The sequence below is a fragment of the Paenibacillus spiritus genome (genome assembly GCF_008710135.1).
GTDB classification, from domain to species: domain Bacteria; phylum Bacillota; class Bacilli; order Paenibacillales; family Paenibacillaceae; genus Paenibacillus_AQ; species Paenibacillus_AQ glufosinatiresistens.
This window is the reverse complement of record NZ_VYKK01000020.1, coordinates 39,745-66,363: the sequence shown is the minus strand read 5'-3', so window position 1 is coordinate 66,363 and position 26,619 is coordinate 39,745. Positions and strand designations below refer to the sequence as shown.

The 26,619-nt window shown below is 60.6% G+C and carries 23 protein-coding genes and 2 riboswitches; of the genes, 13 read left to right on the top strand and 10 right to left on the bottom strand.

Features of this window, described 5'->3' with window-relative positions; translation table 11 throughout:
* Positions 1 to 209 precede the first annotated feature (209 nt).
* The gene (locus tag F4V43_RS14165; protein WP_150458903.1) at positions 210 to 2,489 is read right to left on the bottom strand and encodes a heavy metal translocating P-type ATPase; all 2,280 of its coding nucleotides are present in this window, start codon (positions 2,487 to 2,489) and stop codon (positions 210 to 212) included.
* A gap of 332 nt (positions 2,490 to 2,821) precedes the next feature.
* On the opposite strand from F4V43_RS14165, the gene F4V43_RS14160 reads away from it, so the two are divergent.
* Positions 2,822 to 6,796, top strand: a complete 3,975-nt coding sequence (locus tag F4V43_RS14160) for an S-layer homology domain-containing protein (RefSeq protein WP_150458902.1) — start codon at positions 2,822 to 2,824, stop codon at positions 6,794 to 6,796.
* A gap of 108 nt (positions 6,797 to 6,904) precedes the next feature.
* Here the strand turns inward: F4V43_RS14160 and F4V43_RS14155 are convergent, their stop codons facing one another.
* From F4V43_RS14155 to F4V43_RS14145, 3 genes are all read right to left on the bottom strand, one after another.
* Positions 6,905 to 7,270, bottom strand: a complete 366-nt coding sequence (locus F4V43_RS14155; protein ID WP_150458901.1) for an ArsR/SmtB family transcription factor — start codon at positions 7,268 to 7,270, stop codon at positions 6,905 to 6,907.
* A gap of 145 nt (positions 7,271 to 7,415) precedes the next feature.
* Positions 7,416 to 8,447, bottom strand: coding sequence for an EAL domain-containing protein (locus F4V43_RS14150; RefSeq protein WP_150458900.1), 1,032 nt, complete (start codon positions 8,445 to 8,447; stop codon positions 7,416 to 7,418).
* 190 nt (positions 8,448 to 8,637) lie between these two features.
* Positions 8,638 to 9,063 carry a pyridoxamine 5'-phosphate oxidase family protein gene (locus F4V43_RS14145; RefSeq protein WP_150458899.1) on the bottom strand — a complete coding sequence of 142 codons (426 nt, stop codon included), beginning with the start codon at positions 9,061 to 9,063 and terminating at the stop codon, positions 8,638 to 8,640.
* A 192-nt stretch (positions 9,064 to 9,255) separates the two neighbouring features.
* Here F4V43_RS14145 and F4V43_RS14140 point away from each other — a divergent pair, with 192 nt between their 5' ends.
* From F4V43_RS14140 to F4V43_RS14120, 5 genes are all read left to right on the top strand, one after another.
* Positions 9,256 to 10,698: a hypothetical protein gene (locus F4V43_RS14140; RefSeq protein ID WP_150458898.1), complete on the top strand. Its 1,443-nt coding sequence runs from the start codon at positions 9,256 to 9,258 to the stop codon at positions 10,696 to 10,698.
* 80 nt (positions 10,699 to 10,778) lie between these two features.
* Positions 10,779 to 10,889: riboswitch (TPP riboswitch) on the top strand.
* Between the two features lie 123 nt (positions 10,890 to 11,012).
* Positions 11,013 to 12,086: an ABC transporter substrate-binding protein gene (locus F4V43_RS14135; protein WP_150458897.1), complete on the top strand. Its 1,074-nt coding sequence runs from the start codon at positions 11,013 to 11,015 to the stop codon at positions 12,084 to 12,086.
* Positions 12,087 to 12,131: 45 nt separating this feature from the next.
* Positions 12,132 to 12,425, top strand: coding sequence for an MTH1187 family thiamine-binding protein (locus tag F4V43_RS14130; RefSeq protein WP_150458896.1), 294 nt, complete (start codon positions 12,132 to 12,134; stop codon positions 12,423 to 12,425).
* Positions 12,422 to 13,168, top strand: coding sequence for an ABC transporter permease (locus tag F4V43_RS14125; protein WP_150458895.1), 747 nt, complete (start codon positions 12,422 to 12,424; stop codon positions 13,166 to 13,168). Before F4V43_RS14130 ends, F4V43_RS14125 begins: the two co-directional genes overlap by 4 nt.
* A 32-nt stretch (positions 13,169 to 13,200) precedes the next feature.
* A complete protein-coding gene (locus tag F4V43_RS14120; RefSeq protein WP_150458894.1) occupies positions 13,201 to 14,019 on the top strand; it encodes an ABC transporter ATP-binding protein in 819 nt (272 codons plus the stop codon).
* Between the two features lie 96 nt (positions 14,020 to 14,115).
* Here the strand turns inward: F4V43_RS14120 and nfsA are convergent, their stop codons facing one another.
* The 4 genes from nfsA to F4V43_RS14100 form a co-directional block, all read right to left on the bottom strand.
* On the bottom strand, positions 14,116 to 14,868 hold the full coding sequence (nfsA, locus tag F4V43_RS14115; RefSeq protein WP_150458893.1) for an oxygen-insensitive NADPH nitroreductase: 753 nt from the start codon (positions 14,866 to 14,868) through the stop codon (positions 14,116 to 14,118).
* Positions 14,869 to 15,174: 306 nt separating this feature from the next.
* Positions 15,175 to 17,640 carry a heavy metal translocating P-type ATPase gene (locus F4V43_RS14110; RefSeq protein WP_150458892.1) on the bottom strand — a complete coding sequence of 822 codons (2,466 nt, stop codon included), beginning with the start codon at positions 17,638 to 17,640 and terminating at the stop codon, positions 15,175 to 15,177.
* 101 nt (positions 17,641 to 17,741) lie between these two features.
* Positions 17,742 to 17,942, bottom strand: coding sequence for a copper chaperone CopZ (gene copZ, locus F4V43_RS14105; protein WP_150458891.1), 201 nt, complete (start codon positions 17,940 to 17,942; stop codon positions 17,742 to 17,744).
* An 11-nt stretch (positions 17,943 to 17,953) separates the two neighbouring features.
* Positions 17,954 to 18,295, bottom strand: a complete 342-nt coding sequence (locus F4V43_RS14100) for a metal-sensitive transcriptional regulator (RefSeq protein ID WP_150458890.1) — start codon at positions 18,293 to 18,295, stop codon at positions 17,954 to 17,956.
* A gap of 228 nt (positions 18,296 to 18,523) precedes the next feature.
* Here F4V43_RS14100 and F4V43_RS14095 point away from each other — a divergent pair, with 228 nt between their 5' ends.
* From F4V43_RS14095 to F4V43_RS14065, 7 genes are all read left to right on the top strand, one after another.
* Positions 18,524 to 19,141: a DUF5317 domain-containing protein gene (locus F4V43_RS14095; protein ID WP_150458889.1), complete on the top strand. Its 618-nt coding sequence runs from the start codon at positions 18,524 to 18,526 to the stop codon at positions 19,139 to 19,141.
* Between the two features lie 237 nt (positions 19,142 to 19,378).
* Positions 19,379 to 21,226, top strand: coding sequence for a diguanylate cyclase (locus F4V43_RS14090; protein WP_408638315.1), 1,848 nt, complete (start codon positions 19,379 to 19,381; stop codon positions 21,224 to 21,226).
* Positions 21,227 to 21,364: 138 nt separating this feature from the next.
* Positions 21,365 to 22,894: an MDR family MFS transporter gene (locus F4V43_RS14085; protein WP_150458888.1), complete on the top strand. Its 1,530-nt coding sequence runs from the start codon at positions 21,365 to 21,367 to the stop codon at positions 22,892 to 22,894.
* A 6-nt stretch (positions 22,895 to 22,900) separates the two neighbouring features.
* The gene (locus F4V43_RS14080) at positions 22,901 to 23,467 is read left to right on the top strand and encodes a PadR family transcriptional regulator (RefSeq protein ID WP_150458887.1); all 567 of its coding nucleotides are present in this window, start codon (positions 22,901 to 22,903) and stop codon (positions 23,465 to 23,467) included.
* Positions 23,468 to 23,543: 76 nt separating this feature from the next.
* Complete coding sequence (locus tag F4V43_RS14075) at positions 23,544 to 23,759, top strand: hypothetical protein (RefSeq protein WP_150458886.1); 216 nt, start codon at positions 23,544 to 23,546, stop codon at positions 23,757 to 23,759.
* 120 nt (positions 23,760 to 23,879) lie between these two features.
* The gene (locus F4V43_RS14070; protein ID WP_150458885.1) at positions 23,880 to 24,863 is read left to right on the top strand and encodes an aldo/keto reductase family oxidoreductase; all 984 of its coding nucleotides are present in this window, start codon (positions 23,880 to 23,882) and stop codon (positions 24,861 to 24,863) included.
* 142 nt (positions 24,864 to 25,005) lie between these two features.
* Positions 25,006 to 25,350, top strand: a complete 345-nt coding sequence (locus tag F4V43_RS14065) for a helix-turn-helix domain-containing protein (protein WP_150458884.1) — start codon at positions 25,006 to 25,008, stop codon at positions 25,348 to 25,350.
* 113 nt (positions 25,351 to 25,463) lie between these two features.
* Here the strand turns inward: F4V43_RS14065 and F4V43_RS14060 are convergent, their stop codons facing one another.
* Together F4V43_RS14060 and F4V43_RS19885 are read right to left on the bottom strand one after the other, a co-directional pair.
* On the bottom strand, positions 25,464 to 25,784 hold the full coding sequence (locus F4V43_RS14060; RefSeq protein WP_408638311.1) for a YnfA family protein: 321 nt from the start codon (positions 25,782 to 25,784) through the stop codon (positions 25,464 to 25,466).
* Between the two features lie 136 nt (positions 25,785 to 25,920).
* Positions 25,921 to 26,073: an anti-repressor SinI family protein gene (locus F4V43_RS19885; protein WP_223879897.1), complete on the bottom strand. Its 153-nt coding sequence runs from the start codon at positions 26,071 to 26,073 to the stop codon at positions 25,921 to 25,923.
* Between the two features lie 27 nt (positions 26,074 to 26,100).
* A riboswitch (cyclic di-GMP riboswitch) is annotated at positions 26,101 to 26,186 on the bottom strand.
* Between the last annotated feature and the right edge of the window lie 433 nt (positions 26,187 to 26,619).

Here is a 26,619-nt window from a genome sequence, read left to right as displayed (position 1 = left end):
GCAATTGGCTGAATAAGCACAGGATGGACCAACACCGCCAAGCAGCCGTTCAAGGATGAACTCCCTTGAACGGCCGCTTGGCTTGCTTTTTTGGAGAAAATGCCCCTTTTCAGCTTAGAAATATCTACTTCTGGGACAGCCCCTAGGGCTTGCTTGTCTTGGGGTTGTATCTCAAGTTGATGCGCTTCAGGAAGCAGACGGAACGCCGTTTATGCCGCTGCCGCCCGCTTCGCCGGAGCCGCCTCTTCCGTCTTCAGCGCCCGCATGCTGTTGAGTACGGCAAGCAGGGTCACGCCGACATCCGAGAAGACGGCCTCCCACATGGTCGCGATGCCGAATGCTCCGAGAAGCAGGAAGACGATCTTCACGCCCAGCGCGAACAGAATGTTCTGCCAGACGATCCGCCGCGTGCGCCGGGAAATGCGGATGGCGGAGGCGATCTTCGACGGTTCGTCGGTCATGATGACGATATCGGCCGCCTCAATCGCAGCGTCGGAGCCGAGACCGCCCATGGCGATGCCGACATCGGCGCCGGCCAGAACCGGCGTGTCATTGATCCCGTCTCCGACAAAAGCAATGCCTCCGCGGCCCTTGTAGCGGGTCTTCAGCCGCTCCAGCTCCTCCACCTTATGCTCGGGCAGCAGTTCGGCATGCACTTCGTCGATGCCAAGCTCCCGGCCGACCGCTTCCGCAACGGCGGAGGCGTCTCCGGTCAGCATGGCGGTACGTTCGATGCCGGCGCGGCGCAGCGCGGCGATCGCTTCTGCGGCATCCGGCTTCACCTCGTCGGCGATGACGAGACTTCCGGCATAGACGCCGTCCGCGGCCAGATGGACCACGGTTCCCGTCTCCTCCGGCCGGCGGAAGGCAATGCCTTCGCGGTCCATCAGCTTCGCATTTCCCGCCAGCACGCGCCGCCCTTCCACCGTCGCCTCAATGCCATGCCCCGCGACTTCGTTGTAGCCGGCAACGGCGGCTTCGGCGACCGGCTCTCCGTAAGCGGCCAGAATGGACTCCGCAATCGGATGGTTCGAATGGCTCTCCGCCAGCGCTGCCAGCCGCAGCAGATCCTCCCGGGTTGTTCCCTTCTCCGGATGGATCGCCGTCACCTTGAACTGGCCTTTGGTCAAGGTTCCTGTCTTGTCGAAGACGACGGTCCGAATTCCGTTCAGCGCCTCCAGGTAATTGCTTCCCTTCACCAGAATGCCGGAGCGGGAAGCCGCCCCAATGCCGCCGAAGAACCCGAGCGGAATCGAAATGACAAGCGCGCACGGACAAGAAATAACCAGGAACACCAGCGCCCGATACAGCCAGTCGGAGAATTCGGCGCCCGGCACCACGAGCGGCGGAAGGGCTGCCAGCAGCACAGCAGCGATAACAACGATCGGCGTGTATACGCGGGCGAACTTCGTAATAAAGTTCTCGGTCTTCGCCTTGCTTCCGGCCGCGTTCTGAACCAGATCCAGAATCTTCGATACCGCCGACTCGGCAAAAGTCTTCGTCACCTTCACGGCGACGACGCCATTCTTGTTGATGAAGCCGCTGAGAACCTCGCTTCCTTCTCCGGCTGCCCGCGGCACAGATTCTCCGGTCAGCGCCGACGTGTCCATCATCGAACTGCCTTCGATCACGATTCCGTCCAGCGGAACCCGCTCGCCCGGCTTCACTACAAGGATATCGCCGACAGCCACAGTCTCCGGCGATACTTCGCGCGTCATTTCTCCGCTGCGGACCCGCGCCGTCTCCGGCCGGATGTCCATGAGCGCGGTGATCGAACGGCGCGAACGGTTCACGGCCATCCCCTGGAACAGCTCGCCGATCTGGTAGAACAGCATAACGGCGACGCCTTCCGGGTACTGCCCGATGGCGAACGCTCCGATTGTTGCCACCGCCATCAGGAAGTTCTCATCGAACAGCTCGCCGCGCAGCAGATTGGTCAGCGCCCGCCAGACCACTTCTCCTCCGACGGCAAGGTAAGCGGCAAGGAACAGAATCAGCTCTGCCATGCCGCTGACAGGCAGCAGCGCTCCGGCCGCCGCCAGGACGACGCCTCCTGCAATCATCAGAACGGTCCGCCGGGTATCGCCCTGGCCGTGCGAGTGGCTGTGGCCGTGCTCGTGATCGTGCGCGTTGTTGCCGTCGTGGCCATGCTCGTGATCGTGCGCGTGGCTGTCGTCGTGGCCATGCTCGTGTCCATGCCCGTGAGAAGGCCCTTCGGAGCCTTGGGCCCGGCTTCTCCCGGACCGGACTACCATCTTCACATTCGGCTCCAGCAATTTCACCGTCCGTTCGGCCTCGGCAGCCGCGGATTCCGCATAGCCGCCCGCTGTCTCCAGCGTCAGCGTGCCTGCCGCAAAGTTCACCGAACAGGCCTCAACGCCCTCGATCCGCTTCACGCGATTCTCAATCTTCATCGCGCAGTTGGCGCAGTCCAGACCTTCCAGCATCCATTCCTGTCTCTTGGGCGTACCGCCCCCGGCTGTGTTCATCAGCTTCTCAGCTCCTTTAGTCCGTAAAAATATGAGCAAGTATTCATGTGTTATGTACCGCTATTATATGCTTACCCGTCCGGGGTGTCAATGATTGGCCGGCCTAAACGGAATTCGGAATCCTTAAAATGGGCGTTTGGCCATTATGACTAATTATTCGGGGATTTTTGCCCGGATTCTCGGGGTATTTACCGGCAGTGGAAAATTTTATAATGTGAGCTAACATCCCGGAGAAATCGCTTACATACAGATTGGCGATCCGGGGTACAGCGGCTGCCTGAAGCGGCCGCCGAACCAGACATTCACCTTATTCCTAATCAAGGAGGCACAGCATGTTCAAGAAAGTATGGAAGGTCTGCCTTACCGCCGCTCTGGCTCTGCCGGTCATTGGAAGCGGTTACGCCCAGACGGCAGCCGCCGACAGCACCGCCGCGCCCGGTCCGGCTCTTGCGTCGGCGGCCACGGCCACGGCTACCTCGGCTACCTACGGAATCCAGCCGTATCAATGGGGGCGCGCCGCCATTGTCGGCGGCGGGTATATCCCCGGAGTGATCTTTAATTCAAGCGAACCGGGACTCGTCTATGTCCGCACCGACATGGGCGGCGCCTACCGCTGGGACAGCGCCTCGAATTCCTGGAAGCAGCTGCTGGATGGCGTCAGCTTCGACAACTGGAATATGGCGGGCGTAGAGAGTCTGGCCACCGACCCCGTCGATCCGGACCGCGTCTACCTTGCAGCCGGCACGTACTCCAATTTCTTCACCGACCAGACCGGTGTCATGCTGCGTTCCTCCGACCGGGGCGAGACCTGGGAAGAGACCCGGCTGCCGATTAAGTTCGGCGGCAATATGCCCGGCCGCAATATGGGCGAACGGCTGGCGGTAGACCCGAATGACAACCGTATTCTGTACTTTGGAGCCCGCAACGGCGAAGGCCTGTGGCGAAGCGCCGACTACGGGGCAACCTGGAACCGGGTTGAATCCTTCACAGCCCGGCAGGACGCCAAGGACTACTACGGCGGCGAGTTCGGAGTCGTGTGGGTAACCTTCGACGAGACGACCGGCCAGCGGGCCGACGCCGCGGCCGGCCGGGCCGCCCGGCCGACGGGAACGATCTATGTCGGCGTAGCCGACACGGAGAATTCGGTCTATCGCAGTACAGACGGCGGCGAGACCTGGGAATCCATCACTAATCCGGACAGCAAGGGATTCCTGCCCATGCACGGCATCCTCTCTTCGGACGGGTACCTGTACGTGAACTACAACGTCAGTTCCGGTCCTTACGACGGTCTCCGCCGCGGAGGCCAGAAGGACGGGGGCGTCTATAAATACAACACCTCAACCGGCGTCTGGACAGACATTACCCCGCCGGTACAGACGACAGCCGGCTCCAATGAGGTCGGCAGCTACGGATTCGGGGGTCTGGCCGTTGACCCGCAGCATCCGAACGTGATCATGACCTCGACGATGAATGTCTGGTGGCCGGACGAGCATATTTTCCGCAGCACCGACGGAGGCGCTACCTGGAAGACCTTCTGGACCGACAGCGGCTGGGATCAGCGCCACAATAACTACACCATTGATTATTCCCGGGCGCCCTGGCTGGATTGGGGAACGCCCACCAGTACGACAAGCACGGCCCAGAATCCGAAGCTCGGCTGGATGATCGGCGATCTGGACATTGATCCGTTCAATTCCGACCATCTCTTCTACGGCACCGGAGCGACCCTGTTCGGTACCAACAACTTGACCGCTCTGGACCAGGGGATGACGGTCGGCCTCTCCGTCTACGCCCAGGGCATTGAAGAGACGGCCGTCAACGCTCTGATCGTGCCGCCTTCCGGCGACGCCAAGCTGATCAGCGGACTGGGCGACATCGGCGGATTCCGGCATACCGATCTGACCCGGGCGCCCGGGATGATTACCAATCCGACGATCAGCAATATTACGGATCTCGATTTTGCGCAGAACGATTCCAATCGGATTATCCGGGTGGGCAATGCGGACGCCGACGCTCCCCACATGGGGATATCGACCGACAATGGCGCAACCTGGACACCGGCAGCGAACGCCTGGACGGGGAATGCAACCACCGGCGGCGGACACGCAGCGATCTCCGCCGATGGCGCTACCATCGTCTGGGCGCCTGCATCCTCGGCCGCTGACGTCAAGCGTCCGGTCAGCTACTCGACCGATCTCGGGAAGACATGGACCGCTTCGAGCGGCATTCCCGACGGGGCCGTCGTCTCTTCCGACCGGGTGAACCCCGACAAGTTCTACGGCTTCCTGGACGGCAAGTTCTATGTCAGCCAGGATGGGGGCGCTACCTTCCGCCTGACGGTGTCCTCCGGACTGCCCAACAGCATGACCGGCAAATTCAAGGCCGTCTCCAACCGGGAAGGCGACATTTGGCTTGCAGCCGTCAAGGACAAGGAACATCCCGAATACGCCTACGGCGTCTTCCATTCCACCGATTCCGGCGCCAGCTTCACCAAGCTGACCGAGGTTGAGGAATCGGCCATGATCGGCTTCGGCAAGGCCGCCCCCGGCGAAGACTATGACGCCATCTATATCAGCGGCCGCATCGACGGCACCTACGGCTTCTTCCGCTCCGACGATGCCGGGGCCACCTGGATTCGCATCAACGATGAGGCGCATCAGTATGCCAACGCCACCCAGGCGATTACCGGCGATCCGAATGTCTACGGCCGCGTCTACATCGGCACGAACGGCTTCGGTATCGTAATGGGCGACCTCGCCGGAGAGGCGGTATACCCGCCGGCGGGCGGCCTTACTGTAACGGCCGCAGACCCTGCTGGCGCAGCCAACGACGGCCTGACGCAGCTTACCGTAACTCCTTCGGTATACGCCGGCAACCAGCGGGTCTACGCCAACTTCGGCACCGGCGCCGTTCCGGTTCCGAAGCTCAAAGACAAGCTCACCGGCTATGCCGCTCTACCCGAGAGCGGTCTCGTTCCCGCAGTTGACGGCGACCACATCGCGGTAGCCGAGGTGAGTCCGGCTGGCCAAGCGGTCCGCTTCGGCCAGACCACCGCCGCAGTCAGCGCCGAGCCTGCGGCGGGAACGGCTTCGCCGTCTCCGGCTGCGACGCCGGCCCCGGCTCCTGCCGTTCCGGCCGCCACGGCCTCTCCGTCCTCCGCCCCTCAGGTGACGGCAGGCTCGGCAGCCTTGACAGCGGCGGTCGGCGCGGACGGCAAGGCAGCGGTAACGCTGACGGCCGACATCCTGACCCGGGCGGCCGCAGGCGCAGACGGCACGATCACCGTCAGCGTGACGGCGGCCGGAGCCAAGTCGCTGTCGGCCGCGTTGCCGGATGGAATTCTGGCCGCGCTCGCAAGCCAGGGCATCCGGGACGTTCAGGTGAAATTGAACGACGTCTACATCTCGCTGGATACCGCCCTGCTCCGGAAGGCCGGGGCCGGGGCTCCGCTTGTACTCTCCGCCGCCCGGGTGGAGCCTTCCGCTCTGTCCGCGGAAGCGAAGCTGAAGACGGCCGGCAGCCAGGTGTATGAGCTGAACCTAAGCAGCGGCGGCCAGACCGTAGCCTGGAACGGCAAGGCCGTTCAGGTGTCCCTGCCTTATTCTCCGGCTTCCGGCGAGAAGCCGAATCAGACGGTCGTCTATTATTTAAGCGACAACGGCGGGGTCCAGACTGTGAAGAATGCGAAGTACGAGGCTGCATCCGGCCGGGTTGTCTTCGCGCCGAAGCACTTCAGCAAGTACGCGGCGGCCAACGTCAAGGTCTCCTTCCCTGACACCGCCCGCTATGTCTGGGCCGCCGACGCCATCGACCGGCTGGCAGCGCAGGGCGTGCTCTCCGGCATGGGAGACGGCGCCTTCCATCCGGCGGGTACGGTAACCCGGGCGCAGTTCGCCCAAATGCTGACTCTGGCGCTTGATCTGGAGGCTCCCGGCGCTTCCGCCCCCTTCTCCGATGTGAAGGCCGGCGCCTGGTACAGCGAAGCGGTTGCCGCCGCGCAGAAATCCGGCATCGTTCAGGGCCGCTCCGACGGCACCTTCGGGGTGAACGAGCCGATCACCCGCCAGGATATGGCCGTCATGATCGACAAAGCCCTCAAGCAGCAGAACGCGGACCTGTCCGCTTCCGCCGCTTCGTTCAAAGACAGCGCCGCCATCTCCGCTTATGCGCTGGAGAGTGTGGACCGGCTGGCCGCAGCCGGCCTGATCTCCGGTCAGGGCGACGGCCTCTTCGCACCGAAGGCAAGCGCAACGCGCGCCGAAGCCGCTGTACTGATTCACCATCTGCTCGGCTATCTGGCCAAGTAGAGCGAACTCCATCCGCAGATCAAAGAACCCGCAAGCGGCGAGAGCCGGCTTGCGGGTTCTTGCGTCCGGATAACTTCCGGAGCTTCTATGTCCGCCGTGGGCCTCCGGCTATTCATGCCGGATGTGCTCATGCGTCTGAAGAAAAATCTGCTCGACATGCGCGTCGTTCAGCGAATAGAACACCGTCTTGCCTTCCTTGCGGCGCTTGACGATCCGCAGGTTGCGCAGGTACCGGAGCTGGTGGGATACCGCCGACTGGCCCATCTCCAGAATGACGGACAGATCATGCACGCAGAGCTCGCGGCGCGACAGCGCATAGATCAGCCGGACCCGGGTAGGATCTCCGAGCGCCTTGAACATCTCGGCCATCTTGTCGGTGATCTCCCGCTCGGGCAGCGTCAGACGCAGATGCTCCGGGTCCGGTTCGGTGCCGCCGCACGTCGTATCGCACTCCGTCACTGCCGGTTTCGTCATATCCGTCTCCCCGCTTTCTCGTCTAACCGGAATGATTACGTTCTTCTCTATATTATAGAAAAAGCGCGCTGCGCTGTCCATGCCGCCGGTCCGCAGCCTTCCTTCCGGCTTCGCCGGCCTTCTGCGGCCCTTGCGGCCGGGCGGCTTAAAGCTCGGCTACCGGGCGGCCGAACAGATAGCCCTGGCCGAGCTCGGCGCCAAGCCCGAGGCAGCACTCGAACTCCTCGCGCCGCTCGATGCCTTCGGCAAGCACGGTGCCGCCGTAAGCATGGGCCTGGGCCGCAATCTCCCGGATCGCGGCCTGCTTGGCATAGTCGGCATCGCAGAAGCTGACAAGGCCGCGGTCGATTTTGACAAAATCGGGCTGCAGCCGCTGCAGAACCTCAATGGTCGAGAACCCGGCTCCCACGTCGTCCAGCGCGACTCCGATTCCGTGTCTCCGGTATTCCGCGAAGATGCTCGCCAAGTGGGTGATATCCGTAATCCGCTCGCTCTCCACCACTTCGAACACGAAGTCCCGGGGATCTTGATCCAGCCGCTCAATCGCGGCAAACGTATGCGTCAGACAATATTTCGGGTTATAGATGGAAGAAGGCAGAAAATTGATGAACCGCTTCAGTCCCTTCGGCACCTGCCGCGTCCCGGCCTCAATCGCCGAGATGCGGGCGGCGCGGTCCAGGAACGAATGAAATCCGCTCCGCCGGGCGGCCTCGAACAGCTCATACGGCTGAAACGGGCTGCCTCCCGGCAGCGGCCGCAGCAGAAACTCATACCCGAAGGCCGCTCCGTCCCGGTCCACAATCGGCTGGAGGTAGCTGCAGAATTCCGCGCGTGAAATAATGTCGATCAGATCGGCGCTCCGGAACCGGGCTTCCAGTTGCTCCAGGCCGAACCACCGCTGCAGGTGATCGGACTGCCTGCCGGCAAAATGGCCCCGGAAGCCGACCTGCAGCGGTCTGTCCGTCCCCGCATTCGCAGGGTATGCCCTCAGCCGTTCCAGGCAAGTGAGCAGCTCGTCCCGGGTGGCATAGGGGATGCTGTAGCTTCCGCTGTCCTGCCCTTCGACCGTGATGCCTGCCTCCCGGGCAGCCTCCGCCCACTCCGGGGTTGCCTGCCTGATTCGAATCTCGCCGCTGTCTTCAATCGGTTCCACCCTGGAACAATCGCTGCAATGCATGGCCCGTCCTCCTGTAGCCTACTATGGATCAGATCAATAGATTCCTATCTGCCTGATGGCTTGATTGTACCATAATCCGGACGCCAAAAAGGACCGAAAATCAGTCCGAAGACCTGTTTTTTCGGTCCGCAATGGTGCCGCTTTGCGCAAGTGCCGTCCCTGGCGGGACAGGCCGGCGGGCGGAAGGCTTCTAGCCCTGCGCCTTCTCCCAGACGGAACGTTCTCCGCCCGATTCCAGCTCGATGCGCTGCGGGTCCAGCTTCAGCACGACATAATCGGGATCCTCCGGTCCCTTGAACCAACGGGACAGATCCGGATTCCAGACCTGCTTGCGCAGGGATTCTTCCGACGAGATCGACACCCGGGCCTCAATCTCAAGCACATCCTTGCTGCCGCCGGATTCATAGCCCACCAGCAGAAAGGCGTTCGGATTGTTCTCCAGTTCTTCCACCTTGTGCGTCTTGCGGTCGGTGGCCAGATAAATGTTCAGACCCTCGTGATAGACGGCCATATAGCGGACCTTGGGCTTGCCTCCGGCTTCGACGGTTCCGAAGGACCCGAAGCGGTTCGCGTCCAGCACCTGTCCGATGCGTTCTTCTGTCAGTGATTGTGTCATGATTCCTTCATTCTCCTTCCGTGCGGGTCCGTACCCGCCTGGCAATGTGTTAGGGTATACTGGTAGTGTACCCGTCTTGCATGAAATGAATCCCAGAGGCGGACGAGGACCTTCAGGGTAATAAGAGGGAATGAACAGTCAACGGGCGCCGGAGCCAGTCTTCGGAGCCCGGGAATCCGGGAGGAACGAGCCATGAATCTAGCCGACAACGAACCCAGGCTGAGCACCGCACTGCTGCAATTTATCTTTCCGTTCTCCCTTCAGGAGGGACGCAACCGGGAGCTGAGAGACCAGCTTCTCCTGGACGGCTTCGAGCCGTTCTTTCTGGATGAGACCCGGCTGGAAGACGCCTATTACGGCGAGGGCTACTGCGTCTCCCATGAGAATATGGAGCGCGTCTATATGCCTTTCGCAGCACATGTCCTGTTTCCGCGCGCAGAGAAGGAGCCCGACGCCTTCCACCGCTATTCGCGCGCCCATATTCTGGACTGCGAGATGATTATGCCGCAGCGCCGCATGCCCTTCCGGCTGCTCTCGACCGATATTTTCCTTTGTCCTTTCCAGCTCGGCTTTGTGACCATCCGCCTTGAGCTTACCGGCGAGTATACCCTCAGCGAAGCGCTGGAATTCGCCGACCGCTTCCGCTCTCTTGAGGATGCCTCGGACGCGGACCGCGCCGTTACCTTCTCTTGTCCGAGCCGAAAGTTCAGCCAGACGGAGGACCTGCTCTTCGGCATACTGGCTCCTCACCTGCGGGACTATCTGGACCAGTCCGAGATGAGCGGCGCGTATTTCGAGACCCTGCCGTTCTTCGTGGACGAACGAATGCTTGTCCAGGGATTCTACGGTTTCGAGCCGGATGCGGAGATTACGGAGACGGTGCTGTACCGCATTTCCCAGATTGACGGCCTGAACGGAACCGACCGCCCTTATATAAGCGCCAGCGACCCCGAATATATTCAGGATTATAACCGGAAGCATACCTACCGGCGCTGGGCGCCGGATACCTACTACATCACGAATGAACAGACCTTCTCCTGCGTCTCCTGCAGGGAAGGCGAGAGTGCCGTCCGGATGGCGAACCAGATGTACGGCGAATATTATTATGGCCTGCTGCTGAGCCTGTTCCACAAGATCGTGCTGCTCAAGCTTGCCAACATCCACTCCCGGCTGCGGATCGAGCACGACTATGAAGAGATCGAGAGCCTGATCTTCGACATCAACCGCTTCTCGGCCAAATTCTATTTTCTGGAACTGATTTCCCAGTCTCAGGGCAGAGAAATCTTCTTCCAGCTCCGCAAAGTCTACGGCAACGACCAGTTATATGACGAGGTCAAGGGCACGCTGGACGACCTGTTCCAGTACCAGGAGAAATTTCAGGGAAGGCGCCGCGACAATCTGCTGATGATTCTGACCGTCTTCACGGTCATCAGCGGCATTTACGGCATGAACCAGGTCATCGAGGACCTCAAGAGTCCAATCCACTGGGACAAAATGCTGGGCTACTCGCCGTTTGAGTACCTGGCCCTCTTCGTTACGATGACCGGAATTGCCGCCAGCCTGGTGCTGGCGGTGCGGGAGGTCTGGAACCAGATCCGCCGCAAGCGGCGTCAGAAATACCGGTTCCGGGAGTAGAGCGGACCGGGACGGCTTCGGCAAGACTGGACAAGGCCGTTCAGGGCGTCTATAATACGGCTAAGCTAAACCCGTCAATTTCATAGAAGCAGGGGTGCTGGAATCGGCCGGCTGAGATTGTATCCCAACAGATACTGACCCTTATACCTGATCTGGATAATGCCAGCGTAGGAATCGCTTATGCCAAGCGAACCGTTCCCTTTCGGGAGCCTTTCGCCTTCATGCGTCCTGCTGCGCTCCGATCCTGAACAGATCGGAGCGTTTTTTCTCGTCTGGCGGGTGAAGGCTTATACAAGAGGGGGAGAGAAACGGTTATGACGAAGAACAAGAAATCACAGTGGGGCCTGACGGCCTTGGCCGTCCTGCTGACTCTGTTCGCTGCCGGATGCGGCGGCGGGAACGGCAACGGCAGCGCCTCTCCGGCGCCTTCGCCGGAGACCACCGCTTCGGCCGGAGCATCCGCCGGGGCCGCAAAGGCGCCGAGCCGGGAGCTGAAGCCGATCAAGGTGGCGCTGGACTGGACGCCGAACACGAATCACACCGGACTGTATGTCGCGAAGGAACTGGGCTACTATGAGGAAGAAGGTCTGGATGTGAACATCGTGCAGCCCGGCGCTGCGGGAACGGATACGATGGTAACGAGCGGGGAAGCGGCTTTTGGCATCGGGGGTCAGGAAGGACTGACGATGGCCCGCGTTCAGGGAGTTCCGCTCGTCTCCATCGCGGCGATCATCCAGCATAATACGTCGGGCTTCGCCGCTCCGAAGGACCGGAACATCAAGTCGCCCAAGGATTTCGAGGGCAAAACCTACGGCGGCTGGGGCTCGCCCACCGAGGAAGCGACGATGAAGGCGATCATGGACCCGCTCGGCGGGGACGTCAAGAAGGTCAAGCAGGTCAATATCGGCGAGGCCGATTATTTTACCGCCATCAAGCGCGACATCGACTTCGCCTGGGTCTTCTACGCCTGGACGGGGATCGAAGCCGAGCTGCGGGGCGAACCGCTCGACATGCTGTACCTCCAGGACTATGCGCCGCAGTTCGACTACTATACGCCGGTGCTGACGACGAGCGAGAAGGAGATCGCCGAGCGGCCCGAAGAGGTCCGTGCCTTCCTGAAAGCTACCTCCCGCGGGTATCAGTATGCGATCGACCATCCTGAAGAGGCCGCCAATCTTCTGCTGAAGGCCGTTCCCGACCTTAACAAAGAGCTGGTCATAGCCAGCCAGAAATGGCTGAGCCCGCGCTATGCGGCCGATGCTCCCCGCTGGGGCGAGCAGAAGGAAGAGATCTGGAAGGGCTTCGCCGACTGGATGTACGGACTGAAGCTTCTCGACAAGCCGCTGGAGGCGGACAAGGCGTTCACCAATGAGTACCTGCCGAAGTAAGCGGCTTGATCTGCAAATCCCACCAGAGAAAAGGATGAGATGAACATGGCGAATACGCTGCTCAGCATTCAAGTAATTCCGAAGACTCCGAACGGAGAAGACTCCATTCCTTATGTGGATACCGCCATTGAAGTGATCCAGCGCTCCGGCGTGAAGCATCAGGTGAACGCGCTGGAGACCACGATGGAAGGCGATCTTAGCGAACTGCTGCAGATCGTGCAGGACATGCAGGCGGCGCTCATCGAGGCCGGCAGCCCGAGCGTCATTTCCCAGATCAAGATCGCGCATAATCCTTCCGGAATCAGCATGGATGGGCTGACCGCCAAATACCGTCCATGAAGTCGCGCTGGTCCCGGCTGTGGCCGCCGGCTGCGGCCGTCCTGCTGCTCCTGCTGCTCTGGCAGGCTGCGGTGGTGCTGCTGGATATCGAACGCTGGATGCTGCCGTCCCCGCTAGACGTGCTGCGGGAGCTGGCCGCGAATCCGCCGGTCGAACACACGCTGGCGACGGCGCGCCTGACCGCCATCGGCTTTCCGATCGGAACGCTCGTCGGTATCGGAACGGCGGTGCTGCTCCATCTGCTGCCCTGGACCCGGCGGGCCTTCTATCCGCTGCTCGTTCTCAGCCAGAACATTCCGACCATCGCGCTTGCTCCGCTGCTTGTCATCTGGTTCGGCTTCGGTCTTCTTCCCAAAATCATTCTGATTACCCTGGTCTGCTTCTTCCCCGTCGCCGTCGCCATGATGGGCGGGCTCGGGGGAAGCGACCGGGCGATGCGCAATTACATGCAGATGGCGGGAGCGGGCCGCTGGACCATCTTCCGCAAGCTGGAGCTGCCGTCCAGTCTGCCGCCGCTCTTCTCCGGCATCCGCATCTCCGCGGCCTATGCCGTCACCGGCGCGGTGGTCGCCGAATGGCTCGGTTCGGACCGGGGGCTGGGCAATTATATGCAGCTGCAAAAAGCCGCTTACCGCACCGACCGCATGTTCGTTGCGATCTTCATCATCGTGGCGCTCAGCCTGCTGCTGTTCGCCCTTGTGGCGCTGCTGGAGCGGTGGCTTGTCCGCTGGAAGCGGAACTGATTACTATACTCCAAGGAAAAGAGGCGCTCGGCATGGGAGCAAAGCCCGATACAATTCCGTCGGCGGGAGCGGAACCCGCTTCCGCCCAAGCGCTGGAGGTCCTCCGGCTCGGCAAAACCTTCCGGAACGGGCGCACCGAGGTCCCGGCGCTTCGGGACATTACGCTGCATGTAGCCGCCGGCGAATTCGTATCCGTCCTCGGCCCGTCGGGCTGCGGCAAAAGCACGCTGTTCCAGATTATCGGCGGCCTTCTCCACCCCGATGCCGGCTCGGTGCGCATGGACGGCGAAGAGGTCACCGGCAAGCGCGGGCGGATCGCCTATATGCCCCAGCAGCCGGCGCTGTTCCCGTGGCGGACGATGCTGGACAACGTGCTGCTGGCCCGCGAGATTGCCGGCGGCGTCGATGCCGCGGCCCGCGAGGAAGCCGCCGGCTGGCTCACCAAAGCCGGGCTCGGCGGGTACGAGCGCTCGTATCCGCACATGCTGTCGGGCGGCATGCAGCAGCGGACCGCCTTCGTGCGTGCGCTCCTGTCGCCGCAGGAGCTGATGCTGCTGGACGAGCCGTTCAGCGCGCTCGACGCCCTGACCCGCAGCGACATGCAGCGCTGGCTGCTGGAGATGTGGGAGGAGACGCGCCGTTCGGTGCTCTTCATCACCCACAGCATTGAAGAAGCGCTGCTGCTGTCTTCCCGCATCTACATCTTCTCGAACCGCCCGGGAACGGTTCTGCACGAAATCGAAGTGCCCTTCCCCCGGCCACGCCCGGCGAATCTGGCGGATGATCCGGAGTTCATCCGGCTCCGCCGCCGGATTTCGGACTGGATGACGGAGGAACAGCAACGTCCGTGACCGGAGCTTCGGCTGCAACCCCAACGAAGCGCCAACCTCAAGGAGATGATCCCGAGGTTGGCGCTTCGTTGTTCCCGCCGGACAGCCGGTTGGCGATCAGCGCTTCATAAATCCCTTGCTCTGCAAAAATTCCTTCATTTGCATCCGCGCGGGCTGCGCAAGGCGATGCGCCATCGTAACCGACCACGGCGTATCGCTCGTTCCGCCGCTGCGCTCCCGCATATAGGCCCGGGTCGTCTCGTCATAGGCCGCCGCCCGTTCGACCGTCTCCTGCGCGCTGTAGCGCTCGCGGTGCAGCACCGATTGCAGCGGCAGACGCGGGCGCAGCACAGGCTCCTGCGCAGGCGTGCCGACGCACATGCCGAAGACCGGATAGACCAGCTCCGGCAGTTCGAGCGCCTCGGAGAAGGCGGCGATGTCATTGCGGACGCCGCCGATGTAGACGATGCCGAGACCGAGCGATTCGGCGGCGACCGCCGCATTCTGCGCGGCCAGCGCGGCATCGACCGTCGCTACGATCAGATTCTCGGTCGTGTCGATATGCGAGGCTTCGGGAGCCATATGCGCGCTCGTCACTTCCCGCAGACGGTACAGGTCTGCACACCAGACGAGGAAGACGGGGCACTCCCGGATATAAGCCTGGTTGCCCGCCAGAGCGGCCAGCCGTTCCTTGCGCCCGGGGTCCGTTACGGCGATAACGCTGTAAGCCTGTACATTGCTGGAGGTGGAGGCCATCTGCGCCGCGCCGACTATCGCTTCAAGCTGTTCTTCCGTTACGGGCGTATCCGCGAACCGGCGAATCGAGCGGTGCCGCATCAGCAGCTCCAGCGTATCATTAAAAGGTTTCATTTACGGGGTTCACTCCTGTTCCAGTAGGTTGTCTTCCTCTACAGGTTTACCACAAAACAGATTGTAAATGAAGTGCGACAGACCCATTAGGAGCGTAGAGCACAGAGCGTGCCTATCGAAAACTACTCGGATGCCTTAGCCGGAGAGAACCAATTCAAGCTGCAAGAGACGTGGTCTCCCGAGCAGATTGAAAAGAGGCGCCGGATGGAGGGCAAGCCTTCTGTTTACTACATAGGCCCGGCACAAAAGAAGCATACCCCCCGGGCCTATCCACGCATGACCCTGTCCGCCTGAACGCGGCCCGGCTTACAGCTTCACCCGCTGCAGCCGCAGCGCATTCAGCACGACCGAGACCGAGCTGAACGCCATGGCGGCTCCGGCCAGCCAGGGCGCCAGAAATCCGAGCGCCGCCACGGGAATGCCGACGGCGTTGTAAGCCAGCGCCCAGAACAGATTCTGCTTGATGTTGGTCATGGTGCGGCGGCTCATTGCAATGGCGTCCGCGATGGCTCCGAGGTCGCCGCGCATCAGCGTGATATCGGCGGTCTCCATTGCCACATCGGTGCCGGTTCCCACGGCCATGCCGATGTCGGCGGTCGCCAGCGCCGGCGCGTCGTTGATGCCGTCGCCGACCATCGCCACCTTCCGTCCGCCGGCCTGTAGACGGCGCACCTCCTCCGCCTTGCCTTCGGGAAGCACCTCGGCCAGCACGGTCCCGATCCCGGCCTGCGCCGCGATGCTCCGGGCCGTTGCGGCATTGTCGCCGGTAATCATCACCGTCTCGATGCCCAGTTCCCGCAGCCGCTCGACCGCAGCCCGCGACGACGGCTTGATCGTGTCAGCTACGGCCACGATGCCGACGGCTGCGCCGTCCACGGCGGTCAGCATCGCCGTCTTGCCCTCTGCTTCAAGCTCCTCCAGCGAGGCGGTCCATTCCCCGTAATCCACGTCGGCCTCCTCCATCATCCGGCGCGTACCGACCAGCACCCGGCGTCCGGCCACGACGGCGCGGATGCCCCGGCCCGGCTCGGCCGCGAACTCCTCTGCCGCCGGAGGACGCAGGCCCCGCTCGGCGGCTCCTGCGGCAATCGCCTCGGCCAACGGATGCTCCGAGAGCCGTTCCGCGGCCGCGGCGACGGCCAGCAGGGCCTTCTCGCCCCGGCCGAAGCCCACCAGCGCAAAATCCTCCGCCGCGCGGACATCCGTCAGAACCGGCTTGCCGTTCGTAACGGTGCCGGTCTTATCCAGCACGACCACTTCAATGCCTTGGGCGGTCTCCAGGTGCTCGCCGCCCTTGAACAGAATGCCGAACTCCGCCGCCCGGCCGGAGCCGGCCATAATGGAAGTCGGCGTAGCCAATCCGAGCGCGCACGGGCAGGCGATAACCAGCACCGCAATCGCCTTCTCCAGCGACTCCGCGAACTCTCCGGGCGAGGCCCAGAAGTACCAGACCGCAAAAGTAAGCAGGGCAATCCCGACTACAATCGGCACGAAGATGCCGGAGATAACATCGGCGATCCGCTGAATCGGCGCCTTCGAGCCCTGGGCCTCCTCCACGACGCGGATGATTGCCGCCAGCGCCGTGTCCTTCCCGACCTTGCGCGCCCGGACCGTCAGCACGCCGTTCTTGTTCAGCGTCGCGCCGATGACGGCGTCGCCCGGTTTTTTGTCCACCGGAAGACTCTCGCCGGTCAGCATGGATTCGTCCACCGACGAACGCCCCTCGACCACTTCGCCGTCAACCGGCACCTTCGCTCCCGGCTTGACGCGGAGCAGATCTCCGGGGACCACTTCGCTGACCGGAACGCTGAATTCGGCTCCGTCCCGCAGCACCAGCGCCGTCTTGGGCTGGAGACCCATCAGGCTGCGGATTGCGTCCGACGAACGCCCCTTCGCCACCGCCTCGAACCACTTGCCGACCAGAATCAGCGTAATCAGCACGGCGCTGGTCTCGTAGTACATTTCGACCGTGTGGTCCATTCCGGCCATGGAGAGCGAGTCAATCGTCAGATACAGACTGTAGAAATACGCCGCCGAGGTGCCCAGAGCCACCAGAACGTCCATATTGGCGCTGCCGTTCTTCAGCGCCTTGTAGGCGCCGACATAGAACTGCCAGCCGATAATGAACTGGACCGGCGTCGCCAGCAGAAGCTGGAACCAGGGATTCATCAGCAGGTCCGGGACCGGAAGACCGGAGGTGAAGGAGAAATGCCCGGCCATCGCCCACAGCAGCGGCAGGGACAGAACGGCCGAGAGGAGCCATTTATTCCGCTTGGCGGCAATTTCCCGTCCTCTCCGGTCTCCGCCCTCCTGCCGGTCCTGCTTCAGCGAAGCCCGGTAGCCGAGATCGCTCACCTTGCCGATGAGATCGCGCGGAGCAATCTCGCCCGAGCGGTATTCCACATGCGCCGTCTCCAGCGCCAGATTGACATGGGCCGACACTACGCCGGGCATCCGGTTCAGCCCTTTCTCGATCCGGGTCGAGCAGGCCGCGCAGGTCATGCCGGAAATATCGAAATCGGCGGACTCATGCGCAACCCCGTAGCCAAGCGAGCGGATCTTCTCTTCGAGGTCCGACGGTTTCAACCGGGCAGGGTCGTATCCGACCGAAGCCTGCTCGAGCGCCAGATTGACATTCGCGCGGCTGACGCCTTCCATCCGGCCCAGTCCCTTCTCGATCCGGGCGGCGCAGGCCGAGCACGTCATTCCGGTAACCGGCAGCGTTAGCTGCCGTTCTTCTTCCGTTCCGCTGCCGTTGTGTGCAGGATTCATTACAGATCCACATCCTCGTTATACCCATTGAGGGTATATAGTTTAGGTGAGAAAAGCGCCTGCAAGGCGCTTTTCGAATCCGCTTGACGCGGAGGATTGGTTCAGACGACGTCGTAGCCCTGATCTTCAATAGCTTCCTTGATGGCATCCAGTGAGACCGCAGACTCGTCGTACTCCACGGCTACCTTCTTCCCCGGCAGATCGACCCGGGCAACGGCGCCGAGGTTCTTGACGGCCTTCTCCACTGCGCTGACGCAGTGGCCGCAGGACATTCCTTCAACGTTCAAAATAGCTTGGCTCATTATTCTTCCTCCTATTTCATTAATTTATTGACCGTGACCAGCAGCTCGTCGATAACTTCGTAGTCTCCGGCCCCGATGCGGTCAACAATACAGCTCTTCATATGGCCTTCCAGCAACAGGCGTCCGACGCTGCCGAGCGCAGCTTGTACGGCCGCAAGCTGGGTCAGGACATCGTCGCAGTACACATCCCGCTCGATCATGCCCTTGATGCCCCGGATCTGGCCCTCAATCCGATTGAGCCGGGTTCCCAGAATATTCTTGAATTCATCGGAATGATGGCTCTTTCTCGGCTGGGCGCCGGATTCGCAGCATGCCCGTCCGTCTTCCGTCCGTCCGCTCTCCTGCGTTGACATCCTTCTTCTGCCTCCCTTGCTTCAGAGATGAAGGCGGCTCTCCGCCTTTACTCTTCTTTCACACTTTATCATACCCCCACCCGGTATGTAAAGGGAATATATTCGACTCTTTTGCGTCCTCTTATCGACAAAATCCTCTGTTCAGCAGGATTTCCTTTATAAAGAACGAATATGTCTAACGGAAGCTAGCGGATTTTTCCAATACATACGCGTTAAGGAGCGGTGCACATGGTTTACGACGGCATAGCTCTCGGCCTTCTGGTCGGGCTGCTGCGCGGCGGCTTCCGCCACGGCCTGAGACAATTCGCCAATCTGAAGATCAGAGGCGGCCTTTGGTTTCCGCTGCTGCTGCTTCTGCAGTTTGTCGTGTTTGAACTAAGCGATCGGTCGCCTGCCATCGCTGCAGCCAGCGGTTCTTTCTTCATCGCTGTGTATGCGGCGGGACTTTATATCCTGTGGTTGAACCGGAGCAATCCGGGCTTCCTGTTCATCTTTGCCGGCGTTCTGCTCAATTTTGCCGTGATGGCCGCCAACGGCGGCAAGATGCCGGTATCGCTGGATGCGGCGTCGGTGCTCGGGCCGTATTATGTTGACATGCTGAAATCGGGAACCGTCGTGACGAAGCATTTTCTGATGGACCGTTCCACCCGGCTGTCGTTTCTGGGCGATATTATTCCGCTCTCGAACCCCTATCCCCGCACCCAGGTTATCAGCATCGGCGACATTGTGATGAACATCGGGATCTTCCTTTATTTGCAGCATCTTATGGTCCCCGGCAAGAAGGACGATCAGGACAGCAAGTCGGCAGTCGTCAACACTTCGGAACGAAAGGGGGAGAGCGCATGAAGAAGACAGACCGCATTATGTATTCCCGTATCGTCATCAACACTGTAATCGTAGCATCGGTAGTTATGGCATTGACATCCGGCTTCCGCTTTATCGGCGGAGGACGCTGATTGCCTAACGCAAACAGAGACAGGCTGAAACTTTCAGCCTGTCTTTTGTGTATTTGTCAACGAACTTCCTGTTCTTTCTTCCGGCAATCCCTTAATATTGAAATCATCCTGGGAACGGCCAAAGGAGGTGCCCTCGGTGTTCAAGAGCAAGATAGGCCGCATCGTCTGGAATCGAAGCCATCTGTATGCGTTCGGCGTCTGCCTGGTGGGGCTTGCCCTCTTCTCGGTATACAACGCAGGCGCCTTCATCCGCTATACCTCGCCCACCTGGGTCTGGGTCTACGCCCTGTCCGGCGCGGCGACCCTGCTGACTGTATTCACCTTCCAGCTTCCGCCCCAAGGCAACGGCATGTCGCTCGACTCTTCGGTCTACCTGGCCTGCGTCTTTGTGTTCGGCCCTTCCTTCACTCTCTCGGTTCTGCTGCTCTCTTCCATTGTGATCTTTCTGATCGAGCGCCAGACCGTCTGGTGGAAGCACCTGAACAACTTCGCGGTGTACACCATCATGATCGCTTCGGCCTCCTTCGTCTATACCGCCCTCGGCGGCCGGCGCGGGCCGCTTGTACCTGACCATCTGGGCGCCTATGCGTCGGGAATGGCGGTTTATTTTGCGCTGAACGCGCTGCTGGTCGGCTTCTATTACTACATTGTCTTTCAGGAGAATCTCTTCGAGACGCTCAAAGGCATGCTGCGGGACACGGTACTGGCCTACGTCAGCACCCTGGTGCTGTCGCTCGTACTTACGATTCTCCTCTACTATAATCATATTCTCGGTCTGGCCCTCTTTCTCTGTCTCGGCACCCTGCTGTCCTATTCATTCAAGCAGATGTTCGCCATGTATCGCCGGCTTGAAGAGCGGGCGAACCGCGATCAGCGGACAGGGCTGTTCAATCACAGCTATTTCGAGGTGGTCCTTGAAGACGAGATGCGCCGTTCCCGCTCCACAGGCGAAGCGCTGTCGCTGGCCATGATCGACATCGACGATTTCAAGCGGTACAACGATCACTTCGGCCATCTGAAGGGGGACGGATTGATTGTGTTTCTGGCTGAGCTGCTCCAGCAGTCCTGCTCCGATGCGGGCATTATCGTCTCCCGGTATGGAGGCGAAGAATTCACCCTGCTGATGCCGGGCCATGATTCGGCGCGCGCGCACCATTTTATCGACACCTTGCGCCGGAAGCTGAACAACTCGCCGTTCGAGGGAACGGAGATCTTCCCCCAGGGCTGCCTGAGCTTCTCTGCCGGCGTCGCCGTCTACCGCCCGGATGTCCATGACAAGTCCGAACTGGTGGAACACGCCGATCAGGCTCTCTACTATGCCAAGAAGCAGGGCAAGAACATGGTCCATGTCTTCGGCAACCAGTCGCCGCTGGAGCGCGATATCGACTTCAGCCAGGATGTGCGGGATATCGAGCAGCAGCTCAGCCTGCTGATGTACAAGGACCTGGAGACGTACAAGCATTCCAAGCGGGTGTTCCGCTACGCTATGGATATCAGCGAGCTGCTGGACATGGACGCGCTCTCCAAGCGGCAGTTCACGTTGGGCGCGCTGATTCACGACATCGGCAAGCTGGAGATTCCGTGGGGGATTCTGAACAAGAAGGAGAAGCTCGCCCCCGAAGAATGGGATATGGTCAAATGGCATGTCACCTGGGGCAAACAGATGGCGCTGACCAACGGCAAGTACAAGGATCTGACCCCGTATATCGAGCTTCACCACGAACGCTACGACGGCAAAGGCTATCCCCACGGCTTCAAGGGCGAGGAGATTCCGCGGCTCTGCCGGATGCTCACCATTATTGATTCCTTCGACGCCATGACGACCGAACGCCCCTACCAGCCGACCAAATCGGTGGAAGAGGCCATCGTCGAACTCCGCGCCTGCTCCGGCACCCAGTTCGATCCGGAATTGACCGAATTCTTCATCACTTATATTCAGAAGCGACACCAGCTCCCCGACGAAACGGCCGTTTAGCCGCCGGCAATTCCCTTCTGCCGCCGCTGACGGCCGTTGCCGTGCGAGCGCCGCTTCCGGGTTCCCTCTTGCCTCCCTATTCAAATTTGAATATAATAGCGGAGAAATCCATGAATAACCGAAGGAGCTGGGAAACCCATGCATTCCAAAGAAAGCAATATGAAGCTGGTCGTCGCCGGCCTGCTGCTCGGCATCCTGATGTCCGCCATGGACAATACAATCGTGGCCGCAGCCATGGGGACGATTGTCGCCGATCTCGGCGGCGTGGATAAGCTCGTCTGGGTCACCTCGGCCTATATGGTTATGGTGATGGCAGGAACCCCGATCTTCGGCAAGCTGTCCGACATGTACGGCCGCAAACGGTTCTTCCTGTTCGGACTGATCGTCTTTCTGGTCGGATCGGCGCTGTGCGGGACCTCTACTACTCTCACGCAGCTGATCATCTACCGGGCCATCCAGGGGGTGGGCGGCGGCGCGCTGATGCCGATTGCGTTCACCATTATTTTTGACATCTTCCCTCCGGAAAAACGCGGCAAGATGACGGGCCTCTTCGGCGCCGTCTTCGGCATCTCCAGCGTGCTCGGCCCGCTGCTGGGCGCCTACATTACCGATTATATGGGCTGGGAATGGGTGTTCTACATCAACCTGCCGCTGGGAGTCGTGGCCTTCTTCCTGATTGTGGCCGCCTACAAGGAGTCGGTTATCCATTCCAAGCAGCGGATCGACTGGGGCGGCGCGTTCACGCTGGTCGGCGCGGTCATCTGCCTGATGTTCGGGCTGGAGCTCGGCGGCCAGACGGTCGGACACCATGAGTACGCCTGGAGTTCTCCGGAAATTCTCAGTCTGTTCGCCGGCTTCGCCATTCTGCTGATCGCCTTCCTGCTGATTGAGCGCAAGGCGGCCGAACCGGTCATCTCGTTCGACATGTTCCGCAACCGGCTGTTCGCCACGAGCGCCATCGCCGCTCTCTTCTATGGAGCGACCTTCATCGTAGCCACCGTCTACATTCCGATCTTCGTTCAGGGCGTATTCGGCGGCTCGGCGACCAACTCCGGCCTGATCCTGATGCCGATGATGATCGGTTCCGTTATCGGTTCGCAGACCGGCGGGATTCTGACGTCCCGCACCAGCTTCCGCAACATCATGCTGATCTCCGCCGTCTGCTTCGTGGCGGGCGTCGCTACCCTGACGCAGCTCGACCCGGATATTTCGCGGCTGCTGGTCAACGTCTTCATGGCTCTGCTAGGCTTCGGCGTCGGCTTCTCCTTCTCCGTTCTGAACATGTCGGCAGTCCATCATTTCGACATCCGGCAGCGGGGATCGGCCACTTCGACCAGCACCTTCACGCGGTCGCTCGGCATGACGCTCGGCATTACCATCTTCGGCATTATCCAGCGCAACAGCTTCAGCAGCCAGCTTAAGGACGCCTTCGGCGGCGCCGATACCTCTTCCTTCAGCGATACGCGCTCGGCCCTGACGCCCGAAGCCCGGGCCAAGATTCCGGCAGCGGTGCTGGAGAAGATCACGTCGTCGCTCTCCACTTCCATCGCCCATACCTTCATGTGGGCGCTCATTCCGGCTGTAGCTGCACTCGTCTTCGTGCTGCTCATGCCCGGCGACCGGCTCAAGATTCCCGCCAAAACCGAGCCTTCTCGGTCCAGGGGCTGATCCGCCATGTCGATGAAGCTGGCGATTCTCGGTCTGCTCCTGGAGAAGAACATGCATCCTTACGAGATCGTCATGGTCATGAGAGACCGTTCGATGGACCGGATTATGAAGCTGCAGATGGGCTCGCTGTATTACGCCGTCGACAATCTGGCCAAGGACGGCTACATCGAGGCGCTGGAGACGATCCGCAGCAGTGACCGGCCGGACAAGACCGTCTATTCGATCACGGAGACGGGCAGGGCGCTGTTCGAGCAGCTCCTCACCCAGCAGCTTCGCCGGCAGGAGCTGGTTCTGCATCCCATGTATCCGGCCATCGTATTCTCCCGGCACATCGCTCCCGAGAAGATCGCTTCGCTGCTCGAGGAGCGAATCCGCGAGACCGAGCATGAGGTCAACCTTGCCTATCAGGTCTATGAAGAGCATGTCCGGACGGTCCCCCGTTCGGCGCTGCACCTGATGTACGGCCGCTACGAGCATATGAAGACCGAACTGGAGTGGCTCAGACGGCTGCATCAGGACGCCCGGGAAGGACGCCTGAACGAGATCGGACAGCCGCTCGGCCCTGAACTCTAGCGTACAGCCGGTGTTTCATTTCCTCCTGCCCGGGGTATTAAGGGTCATCTTCCCAAATGGAAAGCGAGGACTTTACATGACGGAACCGAAGCCCCGCCGGACCGGACACCTCCGGGATCACCCCGAGCAGTACCCGACCGAGAGCGAGAGCCTGTTCGACCGGTTCGAGAGCGAACAGAACGTAGATCCGCTTCCGGTAGAGGATCTGACGCTCGAGCAGCAGGAGGAGAAGGACAAGGAGAGCACCAAGCAGCGGTCGTCGAGCGACCGCAATTACCATACCGGATTCTAGGCGGCCCGGCCGCTTGGAGCCGGCGCAGCACACGAACGGAACCTATCCGCAGGGCCAAGGGCCCGTCGGGTAGGTTTTTTGTCGGAATAATAGGGTCGGAACGATAAGGGGGAGCTGTCTATGTCAACATTGCCTTTGAACCGGAACAACCGGCTTGGAATCGCCGTAAGCCCCATCGTGCTTGGGACGATGGGGCTCGGCGGAGAGTGGGACCGGGAACCGGCAGCAGCCGAGCAGATCAAGCAGGGGCACGAAGCGGTCGAGGCCGCGCTGTCCATCGGCGTCAACATGATCGACAGTGCGGATATCTATACCCGCGGCAAAGCGGAATCCATTCTGGGCACGGTCCTGCGGGAGCGGCCGGAGCTGCGCGAACGGCTGATTCTGCAATCCAAATGCGGCATCCGGCTGATGGAGCCGGGCGATCTGTCCAATACCTTCGATCTATCCAGATCCCATATTCTCTCCAGCGTAGACGGCATCCTGTCGCGCCTGGGCACCGAGTATCTCGATATTCTCCTGCTTCACCGGCCGGACCCGCTGATGGACCCTGAAGAGGTCGGCGAGGCGCTGCGGGAGCTGAAGGCTTCGGGCAGGGTCCGCCATTTCGGCGTATCCAATATGAGCGCCGCCCAGATCGGGCTGCTCCGCACAGGGACGGACGAGCCCTTCATCGTCAATCAGCTGCACCTCAGTCTCGGCAAGCTTGACTGGCTGGACGCCGTCGTCAGCGTCAACCGCCCCGCCTGGACGGAACATGGAATGCCGGAGGGGACGATTGAATACTGCCGCGCGAACGGCATTCAGCTCCAAGCATGGGGACCGCTCGCCCAAGGGCGGTTCAGCGGACGTTCGCTGGAAGGCGAGCCGCCGCATGTCGCCGACACGGCGGCCATGGTCGCCCGGCTGGCCGAAGAGAAGGGAACGACCCGGGAAGCCATTGTCCTCGCATGGCTGATGACGCACCCGGCCGGCATTCAAGCCGTCATCGGAACGGTCAGCCCCCGCCGAATCGAGGCCTGCCGGGGCGCTGAAGAGATTGTTCTGACCCGCCGGGAGTGGTATGACCTCTATGTCAGCTCCCGCGGCCAGCGTCTTCCCTGACCGGCGAGGCTCGGCCCCTGGCGCCTGTTCCTCGCTAATTTTGGCTTTGAGGACAGATGCAAATTTGTTATACTGGATAGGATTAAAGAGCGTATGCCCTCACTCTTAATCCACTCACTAACAAGGAGGGGCTGAATCCGCCGTGCCAGACAACATCGGACAGAACATTCAGCAGCTTCGTCTGGAGAAGGGGCTTTCCCTTTCCGAGCTTGCCGGCAAAGCTGATGTCGCCAAATCGTACCTCAGCAATGTAGAACGCAATATTCAATCCAACCCCTCGATTCAATTTATCGAAAAAATCGCCGAGGCCCTGGATGTCTCCGTCCAAAGCCTTCTCTATGGAAACTTATCCGATTCGGAAGAGGAGCCGCTCGACGCCGACTGGTTCCGCCTGATCCAGGAAGCGATGTCATCGGGGGTCAGCAAGCGGGAGTTCAAGGAATTCCTGGATTATCAGAAATGGCGGCTGGAACAAAAAGACGAGTAGCCGCGTTCAGAGGCCGGGCCCGGCCGGGATGCCGATCAGCCATCGGAGCCGAATAATGCCGCCCTGCTGTTCTTAATTGAGAACAGCAGGGCGGCATTATTCGTTCGCCCCGGTCAGCCCCGGGGCGCCCACAGCATGACCGATACTCCGATGAGGCAGATGGCTGCCCCGACCCCGTCGTAGAAATCGGGGGTTTTGCGGTCAACGAGCCAGCCCCACAGCACGGCCAGCACAATGAAGACCCCGCCGTAGGCGGCATAGACCCGTCCGAAGGAAGGGAACGACTGGAGCGTCGGAATTACTCCGTACAAGACAAGAATCAAGCCCCCGGCCGCCCCCATCCAGAGCGGTCTGCCTTCTCGCAGCCAGAGCCACACCAGGTAGCCCCCGCCGATTTCGGCCAGTCCGGCCAGCACGAACAATACGATAGTCACGCCTCTTCTCCCTTCCTGACAGCGATTGCCACGTTTCGCTGACCCGGTCATCCGGGTAATGGTTCACAGATGAAATAAAAAAAGCCCGGCGCCGCGCCGCCAGGCTCTGCTGCTGCCAGATGCAGAATTACGCATTCTACATGGCCTTCAATGTTCTATCATTGAAAAAACGACGAATTTCCTCGGCGCGAATGCCCTGTTTCTTGGCTTTCAGAAGCAGGTGTACCCATTCCATGTCGAGATCTGCCGCCTGAGTTTCCACTACGTTCCCCTGGTTGGACTTGTCCAAAAAATCTCCTCCTAAGATTTCATGTCCCCAGGCAGTCCGGCTGTCGTAGCATGGTTCGCCTTAGACCCGCGACTTTGTGTCCCTGCCTTTCGGCAAGTTTACCCTTTACTGGACCCTTTAAGTTCAAGGATCTGCTTAGATCTCGAAAACTGTCTATCACTAACATTGTACAAGATAATGGCCTGAATGTGTGTCGTATTTTGGAGGTTAAGATTGCGCGGAGAGAAAAAACTTCATACCGACCAAAAACCCAGTTATGTAGATTCTTAGCAAGTAGTATATAGGTACTATAAACAAAAAATAACCTGAACTCAAGTGTTTGAAACCCCTTCCTTCAAAAAAAGTGGGAAAGTAGTCGCATTTCGGTTCAGGTCTCCGCCTGTCATTCCCGCTCATTTCCTAAGCATTATGGCCTATAAGGCAGAACTATGCCGTTTTGCGAACGGATTGGCCGAAAGTTAGAATTGATTGTACTGGGGGAAAGTTGCATTATAGGATGTGGCAAGAACCTTCGTTTCAGAGAGGCAGTATGCCTCCGGCCGGCCC

What these genes read in the sequence shown, in the direction of transcription:
- F4V43_RS14165 (WP_150458903.1), bottom strand. Translation starts at nt 2,489, where the DNA reads ATGAACACAGCCGGGGGCGGTACGCCCAAGAGACAGGAATGGATGCTG.
- F4V43_RS14160 (WP_150458902.1), top strand. Translation starts at nt 2,822, where the DNA reads ATGTTCAAGAAAGTATGGAAGGTCTGCCTTACCGCCGCTCTGGCTCTG.
- F4V43_RS14155 (WP_150458901.1), bottom strand. Translation starts at nt 7,270, where the DNA reads ATGACGAAACCGGCAGTGACGGAGTGCGATACGACGTGCGGCGGCACC.
- F4V43_RS14150 (WP_150458900.1), bottom strand. Translation starts at nt 8,447, where the DNA reads ATGCATTGCAGCGATTGTTCCAGGGTGGAACCGATTGAAGACAGCGGC.
- F4V43_RS14145 (WP_150458899.1), bottom strand. Translation starts at nt 9,063, where the DNA reads ATGACACAATCACTGACAGAAGAACGCATCGGACAGGTGCTGGACGCG.
- F4V43_RS14140 (WP_150458898.1), top strand. Translation starts at nt 9,256, where the DNA reads ATGAATCTAGCCGACAACGAACCCAGGCTGAGCACCGCACTGCTGCAA.
- F4V43_RS14135 (WP_150458897.1), top strand. Translation starts at nt 11,013, where the DNA reads ATGACGAAGAACAAGAAATCACAGTGGGGCCTGACGGCCTTGGCCGTC.
- F4V43_RS14130 (WP_150458896.1), top strand. Translation starts at nt 12,132, where the DNA reads ATGGCGAATACGCTGCTCAGCATTCAAGTAATTCCGAAGACTCCGAAC.
- F4V43_RS14125 (WP_150458895.1), top strand. Translation starts at nt 12,422, where the DNA reads ATGAAGTCGCGCTGGTCCCGGCTGTGGCCGCCGGCTGCGGCCGTCCTG.
- F4V43_RS14120 (WP_150458894.1), top strand. Translation starts at nt 13,201, where the DNA reads ATGGGAGCAAAGCCCGATACAATTCCGTCGGCGGGAGCGGAACCCGCT.
- nfsA (WP_150458893.1), bottom strand. Translation starts at nt 14,868, where the DNA reads ATGAAACCTTTTAATGATACGCTGGAGCTGCTGATGCGGCACCGCTCG.
- F4V43_RS14110 (WP_150458892.1), bottom strand. Translation starts at nt 17,640, where the DNA reads ATGAATCCTGCACACAACGGCAGCGGAACGGAAGAAGAACGGCAGCTA.
- copZ (WP_150458891.1), bottom strand. Translation starts at nt 17,942, where the DNA reads ATGAGCCAAGCTATTTTGAACGTTGAAGGAATGTCCTGCGGCCACTGC.
- F4V43_RS14100 (WP_150458890.1), bottom strand. Translation starts at nt 18,295, where the DNA reads ATGTCAACGCAGGAGAGCGGACGGACGGAAGACGGACGGGCATGCTGC.
- F4V43_RS14095 (WP_150458889.1), top strand. Translation starts at nt 18,524, where the DNA reads ATGGTTTACGACGGCATAGCTCTCGGCCTTCTGGTCGGGCTGCTGCGC.
- F4V43_RS14085 (WP_150458888.1), top strand. Translation starts at nt 21,365, where the DNA reads ATGCATTCCAAAGAAAGCAATATGAAGCTGGTCGTCGCCGGCCTGCTG.
- F4V43_RS14080 (WP_150458887.1), top strand. Translation starts at nt 22,901, where the DNA reads ATGTCGATGAAGCTGGCGATTCTCGGTCTGCTCCTGGAGAAGAACATG.
- F4V43_RS14075 (WP_150458886.1), top strand. Translation starts at nt 23,544, where the DNA reads ATGACGGAACCGAAGCCCCGCCGGACCGGACACCTCCGGGATCACCCC.
- F4V43_RS14070 (WP_150458885.1), top strand. Translation starts at nt 23,880, where the DNA reads ATGTCAACATTGCCTTTGAACCGGAACAACCGGCTTGGAATCGCCGTA.